Source organism: Mitsuaria sp. TWR114 (assembly GCF_007997345.1).
Genome location: NZ_VOSR01000595.1, coordinates 1 through 11,668, shown reverse-complemented (window position 1 = coordinate 11,668; position 11,668 = coordinate 1). Strand labels below are relative to the sequence as shown.

The window sequence follows — 11,668 nt, the reverse complement described above, 5'->3', positions numbered from 1 at the left end:
GGGGGCGTCGAAGGGGGCGTCGAAGGGGGCGTCGGGTTTACAGGAACTGGTCGTCGCCGCCGCCGGCCAGCACGATCTGGCCTTCGTCGACGAGGCGGCGCACCACCTTGAGGATTTCCTTCTGCTCGGCCTCGACCTCGGACAGGCGCACCGGGCCGCGCGATTCCAGGTCCTCGCGCAGCGTCTCGGCGGCGCGGGTGGACATGTTGCGGAAGATCTTCTCGCGCAGCTCCGGGCCGGCGCCCTTGAGCGCGACGATGAGCGACTCGGACTGCACTTCCTTGAGCACCGCCTGGATGCCGCGGTCGTCGATCTTCTCCACGTCCTCGAACGTGAACATGTTGTCCATGATCTTCTGGGCGAGGTCGGAGTCGGCTTCGCGGATGTAGTCCAGCACCGAGGCCTCGACGCTGGTGCCCATCATGTTGATGATCTCGGCCGCGGTCTTGACGCCGCCCAGGTTGGACTTCTTCATGCGTTCGCCGCCGGCCAGGATCTGGCCCATGACCTCGTTGAGGTCCTTGAGCGCCATCGGCTGGATGCCGTCCAGCGTGGCGATGCGGATCAGCACCTCGTTGCGCTGGCGTTCGGTGAAGACGCGCAGCACCGAGCTGCTCTGGTCGAAGTCCAGGTGCGACAGGATGGCCGCGACGATCTGCGGGTGTTCATTGCGCAGCAGTTCGGCGACCGAGCCCGGGTCCATCCACTTCAGCGACTCGATCGAGGACACGTCCGAGCCCTGCAGGATGCGGTCCAGCAGCAGGTTGCCTTGTCGTCGCCCAGCGCCTTGCGCAGGACGGAGCGCACGTACTCGTCGGTGTCGCTGACCAGGGTGCTCTGCGACTCGGCGACGAGGTCGAACTTGTCCAGCACCTTCTCGACGCGGTCGCGCGGCACGACCTTCATCTTGGCGATGGTCTCGCCCAGCTTCTGCACTTCCTTCGGCGACAGGTGCTTGAAGACCTCGGAGGCCTCTTCCTCGCCGAGGGACATGAGCAGGATGGCCGCGTCTTCGACGCCTTTGTCGTCCATGGTGATGTCTCTCTATCGATCCTGGGGCGGGGTTCCCGGCAGCGCCGCTCAGCGGCGGCCGCCGGCCGGGGAGGTTTCCAGCTCTTCGCCGTTGACCCAGGCGCGCATGATGTTGGCCACCGCGACCGGGTTCTCCTTGGCCAGCAGGCGGGCCCGCTCCAGCTTGTCGTTGGAGATCGGCGCCTCCAGGGCCGGCAGGCCGCCGGGACCGCCCAGCGCCAGCTGCTCGTTCTCGACCACGCTCAGGCCGTTGTTCCCGGCAGTGTCGTCCTTCTGTTCGGCCGGCGGCGGGAAAGCCGCCTTGAGAGCAGGGCGAACCAGTCCGAACACGGCGATCAGCGCGATCAGCACCAGGGCGGCCGGCACGGTGGCATCGCGGGCGATGTCACGCAGCCAGGGCTGCTGCCACAGCGGCACGTCGGCGGGCTCGACCTTGTCCGACACGAACGGGGTGCTGATCACCTTGACCGAATCGCCGCGCTCCTGCGAGAAGCCCAGGGCCTCCTTGACCAGCGAATCCAGCTTCTGGATCTCGGTCTCGGACAGCGGCTGGCTGGAGGTCTTGCCATTCTTGTCGGTGACCGTCTTCTGGTTGACGACGACGGCCGCGTTCAGCCGGCGGACCTGGCCGATCGCGTTGCGGGTGACGCGCACGGTGCGGTCGAGCTCGAACTGCGTGTCGTTGTTGCGGCGCATGTTCTGCGTGCCGCCGGATTGACCGGCCGGCTGCAGCGGCTGGGCCTGGCCGTTGATCGGCGCGGCGGCCTGCGGGGGCACCTGGTTGGTGGTGGCGCCCGGCACGCCGGTGGGCACGCCGGCGGTGCCGCCGGACTGCTCTTCCGAGGTCAGGCGGCGCACCGCGCTCTGGGTGTTGGGGCCCTGGTTGGGGCGGTATTCCTCGGCGGTGGACTCGACCTGGTTGAAGTCGACGTCGGCGGTGACCGTCGAGCGCAGGTTGTCGCGGCCGACCACCGGCTCCAGCAGCTCGGCGATCCGCTTGTTCAGGTTGGCTTCGACCTGCTGCTTGTACTGCAGCTGCTGGCTGTCCAGGCCGGTGGCGTTGCCGTCGGGGTTCTGGGAGAGCAGGGCGCCGGTGCTGTCGAGCACGCTGACGGCCTTGGGGTTCAGTTCCGGCACCGACGAGGACACCAGGTGGACGATGCCGGCGATCTGGGCGCGGTCCAGCGTGCGGCCGCCGCGCAGCGTCAGCATCACCGAGGCGCTGGGCTTCTGCTGTTCGCGGAAGAAGCCGTTCTGCTGCGGCATGGCCAGGTGGACGCGCGCGTCGGCGACGTCGGCCATCGCGGTGATGGTGCGGGTGAGTTCGCCCTCGAGGGCGCGCTGGAAGTTCAGGCGTTCGTTGAACGCGGTCTGGCCGATGGACTGCTTGTCCATCAGCTCGAAGCCGACGATGCCGCCCTTGGGCAGGCCGGCCGAGGCCAGCTTCATGCGCAGGTCGTAGACCTGGTTGGCGGGGACCATGATGGTGCCGCCCGGCTCGTTGCGGTAGGGCACATTCATCTGCGCGAGCTGCGCGATGACGGCGCCGCCGTCCTTGTCGGAGAGGCCGGAGAACAGCGGGCGGAAATCCGGCTTGGCCGTCATCATCGACATCGCCACGATCACCGCGAGCAGCGCGGCGACGCCGCCGCCCAGCATCAGCTTGCTCTTGGTGGGCATCGCGGCCAGGCGCTGGGGCAGGCCCGCCGGTTTGGCGGTCTGCTGCACCTCGGGGAGTCCGGCGGCGGGGCTGCTCAGGGCGTTGTCCATGGGGGTGTACGGCTCGGGTCGAACGATCGGCGGGTGGGCCCAGGCGGACGCCTCGGCACAGGTCAGGATTATTTCGATCGGGGCCCTCAAGAATGTTGGGAACAGGCCGAAGAAGCCCCCCCAGTTCGGAGCTATGGCCGGCGGCGGCATCCGTACGATGCATGCCGTGGACCTGAAACTCAAACCCTTCGACTTCGCCAGCGCGGTGGCCCGTGCCGGATTGACCCCCCAGGGTCAGCCGGTGGCCAAGGCCGCGCCCGGCGGCACCAGCTTCGCGGACGCGATGAGCTCGGCGCTGAAGTCGGTCAGCACGCAGCAGAACGAGGCGTCGCGGCTGCAGCGGGAGGTCCAGCTGGACAACCCGACGGTGAGCCTGGAGGAGACCATGGTCGCCATGCAGAAGGCCCAGATCGGCTTCCAGGCGACGCTGCAGGTTCGCAACCGGCTGGTGTCGGCCTACTCGGAAATCATGAACATGCAGGTCTGACACTGCCGCGACGGCGCGCATCGGCGCCGATCGGACGTGAAAAAGCCGCCCTTGGGCGGCTTTTGTCATTGGCGGACCGGACCGGCTGTCCGGACTCGCCGGTGCACCGACGCGGGTCGGCAGTGGGTCGGATCGACCGCTTCAGCTGCTGCGGCGCATCAGCCGTTCCCGCTTCTGCGCCTGGTCGATGAAGACCTGCAGCGCGCGGGCGGCGGTTGGGGCCAGCGAAACGAAGGCGCAGCCGGCCTGGTGCGGAGCGCCTTGTTCGCCCTGCGTCAGATGCTGCACCCGCAGCAACGTCGCGAAGCTGACCTCGCGCTCGAGCTCCAAGGTACCGGTGATCTCCTGGCCCGCCTGCGGCACTGGCACCACGTGGGTCGGCCAGTGCAGCGCGACGCCGCCGGCGCTCACGTTGACCACCCGGATCCGGGGCAGGTCGGCGTCGGCCAGTTTCAGCGCCGGATACAACTGCCCGGCCGAGGCCACCCGGTAGGCCTGGCGCCGCTGGAAGCGGTACAGCCGCAGCGGCACCGGCGCGCGCAGCACCTCGGCGCCGTCGCCGCGGATCGCGACCAGCCCGGAGAGGTCGAACTGCAGCTTGATCCGGTCCAGGTAGGCGGTGGCCACCAGCTCGTCGCTCGCCAGCACCGGCGCCAGCGTGTCGCCGGCCTGCGGCGCTTCCATCGTCAGCATGCCGCGCGCGTATCGAGGGCGCGCAGCACCGTGTGGATCGCCTCGCCCGCCGGGGTGGTCAGCTGCAGGCGCGCCTGCGACTGCAGCAGCTCGCGCAGCCAGTTCATGATCTCGCCGGGCGCGTCCAGCCGGTAATCGGCGTCCGCGACATCGGCGGGAGGGGCGGGGACTTTCAGGTCGCTCAAGGCCAGCATCCGGCTGCAATCGTTCGGAAAAATTCTCCCGCATCCCCCAAGGCAAACGCCGCGCCGCCCCCATCCGTTCGAGGGGCCGGTCGCGGCGCTGGCGGACGATCCGGGGCCGGTCGCGTGACCGAAGTCTCGAATCGCCGGGGCGGTCGATCGCGGGGAGGCCGTCGGACCGGTCGTCGCAGCGATCGTCGGGCCGGTCAGTGCACCGTCTTGGATTTGCCCTTCATCAGCTGGTCCAGGTCCTCCAGCCAGGGTTCGGCCAGGTGGCGGATCTCGGCGTCGTTGACCAGGATGCGCTGCATGATGCGGGTCTTGAGCTGCGCCTCGTCGGGGCCCAGCTGCTGGCTGCCGGCGGCGTGCTTGAGCTGCGAGATCAGCAGCACGCAGGCGCCTTCGAGCTTGACCACCTCGTCCCAGTTGCCCGAGCGGGCGGCGCTCAGCATGTCGGCGCTGGCTTGCTCGATGGCTTCGTAGTAGCTCAACAGTTGGGTGCTCATGAGGCGGTCCGGAGTGGTCGGGGCGGCGTGGGCGGCGGGGGCTTGGGGCTTGGCGGTGTACTTGGACATGGAACTTCTCAAGTCGTCAGGCTGGAGGGAGCGGGGCCGGTTCAGGCCGCGACGCGTTGTTCGGCAGCGGCCGGGGCGATGCTGGCCCAGGCTTCGCGGATCGGTTGCAGCAGCTTCACGCATTCCTCGACGGCGACGTCGTCGCTGCGCAGGTTGGCGTGGGTCAGCCGCATGCAGATGTAGGCATACAGGTCGCGCAGGTCCATGGCCAGCTCGCCCGACTCCAGGTTCAGGGCCGCCTTCAGGCCCTCGTCCAGGATGCGGACCGCGCGGCTCAGGCTGCGGTTCTTGGCGTCGACATTGCCGGTGCGGATCGCGCCGATGGCTTGCGTCATCGAATCGAAGGCGCCGTCCAGCAGCAGGGTCACCAGGCGGTGCGGCGAGGCCGTCATCACGTCCGTTTCCACGCCGACGCGGTTGTACATGCTGCTGGCGCGTTGACCGTGGGAAGCGAAGGGGGAGGAGTTGCCGTACATGATGTGCTGCTGGGGTGTGCTGTAGTGCTTGAATCAGTTTTCGGCCCCCGCTGGCCCAACTTGAGCCTCCCCCGTGTCGAATTTGTCTCGAAATTCTGCGCGCCTGGAGAAAAACAAAAGCCTCCGTGAGGAGGCTTGTCGGCGGCCTTTTCGAAGCGCCGGAGAAGGGCGGTGGCGACGGTCCAGTTCCGAGGGCGATCCGCACCCCCTGCACCGGTCCCGCCGCGCCCGCGGCCTCAGCTGCTGCCCAGCATGCTGGTGATCTTGTTGACGTAGCTCTGCATGTCGTTGAGCTTGGCCATCTGCGTGTCCAGCGCCGTGTACTGGGCGCGCACCCGCTTCTCGTAGGCGGCGGCGCGGTCGTTGAGCTCGTCCACGCGCTTGTTGTTGGCGGTCACGCGCGACTGCAGCCCGGTGGTGCGGGTGGTGATCGAGCCGTCGAAGCCGGTCACCTGGTCGGCGAAGGCGCGCCAGCGGGTGGCGATGCCGTTGTTGTTCGGGTTGGCGGTGTCCACGCCCATGAACAGGTTCTTCAAGTCGCTCATGCTGCCCAGCGCGCTGGTCAGCTTGGTGTCGTTGACCTTGATGGTGCCGTCGGCGCCGATGTCCAGGCCCAGGTCCGACAAGCGGCCGAACTTGCCGCCCAGCGTGCTGCCCGCGGCGGTGATGTTGCGCAGCTGGCTCTGCAGGCCCACCGCGGTGCTGTCGCCCTGCAGCGCGCCGGCGGTCTTGTTGGCGTCGTCGTACTTGGTGTCGTTGCGCATCAGCGTCATCAGGCTGTTGTACGACGTGACGAAGTCGTTGATCGCCTTCTTGACGCTGTCCTTGTCCTGGCCGACGGTGACGGTGGACTGCCCGGTCTTGAGCAGGTTGATCGTGAGGCCGTCGACGCGCCCTCGATGTTGTTGGAGGCGGAGCTGATCGCCAGGCCGTTGATCGTCAGGTTGGCGTTCTTGGCCGCGGTGTTCTGCGTCATCGACGAGATCGAGGCGGTCGGGTCGTAGGCCAGCGCGGACAGGCCATTGGCGTCGGCGCCGTTGCCGTCGTCATCGGCGGTGGTGATGCGGAAGCCGTTGGCCTCGCCGGTGTCGCGCGAGCGGATCACCAGGCGCGAGCCGGTCGCGTCGGTGACCACCGAGGCCAGCACGCCGGCGCCCGAGGCATTGACCTTGTCGCGGATGTTGGCCAGCGTGTCGGTCGACGAGATGGAGATGCTGACCGGCGTCGCGCCGTCCTTGCTGGTGAAGGTGGAGTTGTTGGTGCCGCTCCACTGGCCCAGCTCGATGGTCATCGAGCCCGAGCCCACCGTCGCGTTGTTGGCGAAGCCCTTGCTCGAGAGCGACTGCGCCGAGGCGAGGTTGGCCACGTCCAGCGCGTAGGAACCGGCGCCCGAGCCGGCGCCGGCGATGACGGTGGCCATCGTCGTGTCGGAGGAGGTGGCGGTCAGCGCGGACCAGGTGGTCGGGTTGGCCAGCTTGGCGGCCGCGTCGCGCATCGCGCTGAAGGCGCTCTTGATCTTGCCGTACTCGGAGATCTGCGACTTGATGGTGTCGGTGCGCGACTGGAGGTCGTGATCGGCTGCTTTTCCAGCGACACCAGCTTCGTGACGATGCTCTCGACGTCCAGACCGCTGCCCAGACCCGCGGAGGTGATGCTTGCCATCGTGCGAACTCCCTGTGACCGTGTTCCGGCTCCCTGGCCGGAAGCCCCATGCGCGACAGGGCCTCGCGTGATTGGCGTGAGGCCCTGTCCTGCATATCGGCGTCAAGCGATCCGACTTTAGGACGGAGGCCTGGCGCTTTGATTGCGTTTTTCTATCAACCCTTGAGCAGCGACAGCACTTGCTGCGGCAGCTGGTTGGCCTGCGCGACCATCGCGTTGCCGGCCTGCTGCAGGATCTGCGCCCGGCTCAGGTTGGAGGTCTCGACCGCGAAGTCGGCATCCATGATCCGGCTGCGGGCGGCGGTCTGGTTCTCATAGGCCACCTGCAGGTTGGAGATCACCGCGTCGAAGCGGTTCTGCGTCGCGCCCAGCGTCGCACGCTGGCTGTTGACGGTGTCCAGCGCCGTGTCGATGTCGGCCACCACGGTGGCGATCGCCGCCGCGTCCGCGGTGCGGTCGATCACCGCGCGGCCGGCGCCGCTGGTGTCCGAGCCGGAGACCTTGGTGATCGTGGTGTCGGCCGACATGTTGGGCGTCGTGACGGTGATCTCGTCGTTGGACGTGGTGTTCGGCCCGACCTGGAAGGTCTGCGGCAGTGCCGCGTCCTGGCCCAGGATGTACTTGCCGTTGAAGGTGGTGCCGGCGGTGACCCGCTGGATTTCCTTGGCCAGCTCGCCGAATTCCTTGTCCAGCGAATCCTTGTCGCTGTCCGCGTTGGTCGCGTTGCGGGCCTGGATCGCCAGTTCGCGCATCCGCTGCAGCGAATCGGCCACCTTGCCCAGCGCGCCTTCAGCGGTCTGCGCCAGCGAGATGCCGTCGTTGGCATTGCGCATCGCGACCGACATGCCGCGGGCTTGCGCGTTCATCCGTTCGGCGATGGCCAGGCCGGCCGCGTCGTCCTTGGCGGAGTTCACCCGCAGGCCTGAGGACAGGCGCTGCATCGAGGTCGCCAGCGACGACTGCGACGAGTTCAGATTGCGTTGCGCGTTCAGCGAAGCAATGTTGGTGTTGATGGTCTGTGGCATTGATGCACTCCTGCGGAGATCCTGTCCTGGCTGCGATCCCGGTTAGGTGGGTCGGTTCCCGACCTCGCCTGCCGATCCTCGCTGCGCCATCGCAGTCATTGTTCGGATCTGCCGGTTGGACCGGTGGTCGAGCGGTACTTCATGCTCGATGGATGCCATTGTGCGAAAGCTGCCACCCCGTCGATGGGCCGATTAACGGGCGGAAAACCGTCCATTACGAAGCCAATGAAAGAAGGCCCCGCACCAGTCCCGGGGGACGGTGCGGAGCCTTTGGAAGGCCGGCCGCGAGGACCGGCGCTTGAGGAGTCAACCGGGGAGGGCGCCGGACGGCGCCCGCGTATGGGGATCAGCTGCGCAGCAGCGACAGCACCTGCTGCGGGAGCTGGTTGGCCTGCGCCACCATCGTGTTGCCGGCCTGCTGCAGGATCTGCGAGCGGCTCAGGTTGGCGGTTTCCGCGGCGAAGTCGGCGTCCATGATGCGGCTGCGGGCGGCGGTCTGGTTCTCCACCGAGACCTGCAGGTTGGAGATGATCGCGTCGAAGCGGTTCTGCGAGGCGCCCAGGATCGCGCGCTGGCCGGAGACCGTGGTGATGGCCGCGTCGATGTTGTCGATCACCGTCTTGAGCGAGTCCGGCGTCGAGGCGTTGTCGATCACGCCGCCGGTGACGGCGGTGATCGTCGCGTCGTTGGTCATGTTGTTCGTGACCACGTCCACCGAGTCGTTCGAGCTGGTGTTGGCGCCGATCTGGAAGGTCTGCGTGCCGGCATCGGCGCCCAGGATGGCCTTGCCGTTGAAGGTCGTGCCACCGATGACGCGGCCGATTTCCTGGCCCAGCTGGGCGTATTCCTTGCCGATCGAGTCCAGGTCGGAGGTCGTGTTGGTCGCGTTGCGGGCCTGCACCGCCAGTTCACGCATGCGCTGCAGCGAATCGCCCACCTTGGACAGCGCGCCTTCGGCGGTCTGCGCCAGCGAGATGCCGTCGTTGGCATTGCGCACCGCGACGTTCATGCCGCGCACTTGGGCGTTCATGCGTTCGGCGATCGCCAGGCCGGCGGCGTCGTCCTTGGCGGAGTTGACGCGCAGGCCGGAGGACAGGCGCTGCATCGAGACCGACAGCGAGGACTGCGAGGACGACAGGTTGCGCTGGGCGTTCAGCGATTGCAGGTTGGTGTTGATGATCTGAGCCATGATCCATTCCTTTTGAATTCAGAGACCTTCACGGTCTCGGTCGGACGTTTGAAAAACTGTCCGACTGAGCCGGACCACGTGGCCCTTGCTGTTGATTTGCGGACCCGTTGATGCAGTTATCGGGCCGGCAGGGAATGGACTTGAGGCCTTCTTGAAAAGAAAGCGTGTAACCGCCTGTCCCAGGCGTGAAGTCGTGCCATGGCGGGCGAGCGCTTCTCTTTCGCCACCCGCTCGGGATGGGGAAAGAGAAGGGGGACCGAAGTCCCCCTCGCGGGCGTCTGGCTGACGAGGATCAGCGCAGCAGGGCCAGCACTTGCTGGGGCGCCTGGTTGGCCTGGGCGATCATCGCGTTGCCGGCCTGCTGCAGGATCTGCGCGCGGCTCAGGTTGGCGGTTTCCGAGGCGAAGTCGGCGTCCATGATCCGGCTGCGGGCCGCGGTCTGGTTCTCGACCGAGATCTGCAGGTTCGACACGATCGCGTCGAAGCGGTTCTGCGAGGCACCCAGCTTCGAACGCTCGCTCGACACCGTCTTGATCGCCGCGTCGATGTTGTCGATCACGGTGGCCAGGTCGGTCGTCGTCGACGCGTTGGTGATCGCGCCGCCGGTCACGCCGGTGATGGTCGTGTCCGTGGTCATGTTGGTCGTCGTGACGTCGACCGAGTCGTTGGCCGTGGTGTTGGCGCCGATCTGGAAGGTCTGCGTGCCCGAATCGCCGGCCAGGATGGCGCGGCCGTTGAAGGTCGTGCCGCCCAGCACGCGCTGGATTTCAGAGCCCAGCTGCGCGTATTCCTGACCGATCGAGTCCAGGTCGGAGGTCGTGTTGGTCGCGTTGCGGGCCTGCACCGCCAGTTCACGCATGCGCTGCAGCGAATCGCCCACCTTGGACAGCGCGCCTTCGGCCGTCTGCGACAGCGAGATGCCGTCGTTGGCGTTGCGCTGGGCCACGTTCATGCCGCGGACTTGGGCGTTCATGCGGTCGGCGATCGCCAGGCCGGCGGCGTCGTCCTTGGCGGAGTTGACACGCAGGCCCGAGGACAGGCGCTGCATGGAGACGGCCAGCGAGCTGGCGCTCGTGCTGGTGTTGCGCTGGGCGTTGAGCGACAGCAGGTTGGTGTTGATGACTTGGGCCATGATTGCTCCTAACAGCTATACGTAAATACCGGCAAAAGCGCCGAACCACACATGAGCGCCTGAGTCCTCCGATCCTCCAGCCCGCCGTGAGGCGAACCGGCCGAGGATCTCGGATGCTCCTGCTGAACCTGCCGGGCCATTTCCCGGTTCGGTCCCAGTCCGACGCTAGTCAACCGTTGCCGTCCCACTCCCTCATCGGGTTGCCAAGAACGTCAGGCCTTCTAACCGGACCACGTGCCGCCTGCCTGCTGCGACTCGCCTTTGGACTCCTGGTCCTTGCTGGCTTGTCGCTGCGTTCAGCAGCCCCGTTGTTTTGGTTATCGGCGCCTGCGCCTTAGAACTTGAGGGCAATTTGTCAAGACTTTCGATCCGGAGATAAGCAGGTCTTGCAACGCGTTGTTTGTCGTTTGACTTCGACCCGGACCTGTGTCCGGGTGTCGGTCTGGCGACGGACATGAAGGGGTTAACGGCCGCTGCACGGCGGGATTGAGGGGGAATGGCGGCGCTTTTCGTGCGCTCGATCACGGGGGTGGCGCCCTAAAGTGCCTTCCGGCGCGGCCGACAAGGCGCGGCGCCGCATCCACCCCCTTCGCCGGGACCGGTCTGGACAACGAGGCCGGACCCGATCGACGAGTTCCAACGACCATGGAGAGATCTATGCCCCTGCAATCGCAAACCGAGGCACGGTCCGCCGTGTCGATGATCGACGCGTCGATCGAGGAACAAGTTCACGGACGCATCCGTCCGGGCTCCAGCGAGGCCCGGCTGCTGCTGGCCCAGGCGCGCAATGCCGCTTATGCGCAGGCCGCGCAGGGCCGCATCGGCGACGGCGTCGCGCTGCTGTGCAACGCGCTGGAAATGGCGCCGATGAGCGTGGAGCTGCTCTCCGACGTCGGCGCGCTGCTGCTGGCCGCCGGCCAGTTGCGCGAAGCGGCGCTGTATGCGCATCGCGCCGTCGAGCTCTCGCCGCAGCATGCGCCGTCGCTCTACACGCTGGGCTTCGCGCTGTCCGGCCTGGGCGAGGTCAAGGCCGCCATCGAGGTGTTGTCCATCCTCAACGAAGGTCAGGCGCTGGACATGCTGCGCCGCGATTCCCCGGAACTGATGGCGATCGTCGACTCCGAACTGCTGCGCCTGCAGGCCGCCTGAGGCGCCCGCACTTTCCGCCCGCGGGGCAGCCTGACAGGCTGTCTCCGCCAGAAACCGCCGCCGAGCCCGTGTCCACGGGGCCTCGCGCGGCGGTTTCCATTTGCGGGCCTGTCAGCGTGTAGGAATCTGTCTGACACGGCGGTCGGCGGGCTTCGTAGCTCATCTATGCCAGCAACCTGATGTCGCGAAAAAGGGGGTTTCTTCAGAATTCATTCCATCGCAGCAACGCAACCGCCCAGGAGCCCCCACATGAACAGCGACCAGATCCTTGCCGAGATCCGCGAAGCCAACCTGTC

The 11,668-nt window shown here is 67.1% G+C and carries 12 protein-coding genes and 1 pseudogene; 2 read left to right on the top strand and 11 right to left on the bottom strand.

The window, feature by feature from the left end:
* Positions 1 to 37: 37 nt before the first annotated feature.
* A pseudogene (gene fliG / locus FUT87_RS20320) lies at positions 38 to 1,032 on the bottom strand (flagellar motor switch protein FliG).
* A 48-nt stretch (positions 1,033 to 1,080) separates the two neighbouring features.
* Positions 1,081 to 2,802, bottom strand: a complete 1,722-nt coding sequence (gene fliF, locus FUT87_RS20315) for a flagellar basal-body MS-ring/collar protein FliF (RefSeq protein ID WP_091722357.1) — start codon at positions 2,800 to 2,802, stop codon at positions 1,081 to 1,083.
* A gap of 166 nt (positions 2,803 to 2,968) precedes the next feature.
* Here fliF and fliE point away from each other — a divergent pair, with 166 nt between their 5' ends.
* Positions 2,969 to 3,289, top strand: a complete 321-nt coding sequence (gene fliE / locus FUT87_RS20310) for a flagellar hook-basal body complex protein FliE (protein WP_254783195.1) — start codon at positions 2,969 to 2,971, stop codon at positions 3,287 to 3,289.
* 141 nt (positions 3,290 to 3,430) lie between these two features.
* Here fliE and FUT87_RS20305 read toward each other — a convergent pair whose 3' ends face one another.
* The 9 genes from FUT87_RS20305 to FUT87_RS20270 all read right to left on the bottom strand — a co-directional run bounded on the left by FUT87_RS20305 (position 3,431) and on the right by FUT87_RS20270 (position 10,223).
* Positions 3,431 to 3,982: a flagellar brake protein gene (locus FUT87_RS20305; protein WP_186830654.1), complete on the bottom strand. Its 552-nt coding sequence runs from the start codon at positions 3,980 to 3,982 to the stop codon at positions 3,431 to 3,433.
* Positions 3,976 to 4,176, bottom strand: coding sequence for a flagellar brake protein (locus FUT87_RS29105; RefSeq protein ID WP_186830653.1), 201 nt, complete (start codon positions 4,174 to 4,176; stop codon positions 3,976 to 3,978). The genes FUT87_RS20305 and FUT87_RS29105 overlap by 7 nt, the downstream gene beginning before the upstream one ends.
* A gap of 194 nt (positions 4,177 to 4,370) precedes the next feature.
* Entirely contained in the window at positions 4,371 to 4,670 is a 300-nt protein-coding gene (locus FUT87_RS20300; protein ID WP_091725004.1) for a flagellar protein FliT, read from the bottom strand.
* Positions 4,671 to 4,780: 110 nt separating this feature from the next.
* Complete coding sequence (gene fliS, locus FUT87_RS20295; RefSeq protein ID WP_091722364.1) at positions 4,781 to 5,215, bottom strand: flagellar export chaperone FliS; 435 nt, start codon at positions 5,213 to 5,215, stop codon at positions 4,781 to 4,783.
* 236 nt (positions 5,216 to 5,451) lie between these two features.
* Entirely contained in the window at positions 5,452 to 6,084 is a 633-nt protein-coding gene (gene fliD, locus FUT87_RS20290) for a flagellar filament capping protein FliD (protein ID WP_255511941.1), read from the bottom strand.
* On the bottom strand, positions 5,988 to 6,983 hold the full coding sequence (locus FUT87_RS20285) for a flagellar filament capping protein FliD (RefSeq protein WP_147242195.1): 996 nt from the start codon (positions 6,981 to 6,983) through the stop codon (positions 5,988 to 5,990). The genes fliD and FUT87_RS20285 overlap by 97 nt, the downstream gene beginning before the upstream one ends.
* 49 nt (positions 6,984 to 7,032) lie before the next feature.
* Entirely contained in the window at positions 7,033 to 7,902 is an 870-nt protein-coding gene (locus FUT87_RS20280; protein WP_147242194.1) for a flagellin, read from the bottom strand.
* Positions 7,903 to 8,248: 346 nt separating this feature from the next.
* A complete protein-coding gene (locus tag FUT87_RS20275; RefSeq protein WP_147242193.1) occupies positions 8,249 to 9,091 on the bottom strand; it encodes a flagellin in 843 nt (280 codons plus the stop codon).
* Between the two features lie 292 nt (positions 9,092 to 9,383).
* Complete coding sequence (locus tag FUT87_RS20270; RefSeq protein WP_091722381.1) at positions 9,384 to 10,223, bottom strand: flagellin; 840 nt, start codon at positions 10,221 to 10,223, stop codon at positions 9,384 to 9,386.
* Positions 10,224 to 10,880: 657 nt separating this feature from the next.
* Between FUT87_RS20270 and FUT87_RS20265 the strand changes: the two genes are divergently transcribed.
* Entirely contained in the window at positions 10,881 to 11,372 is a 492-nt protein-coding gene (locus tag FUT87_RS20265) for a tetratricopeptide repeat protein (protein WP_091722385.1), read from the top strand.
* The last annotated feature ends 296 nt before the right edge of the window (positions 11,373 to 11,668 follow it).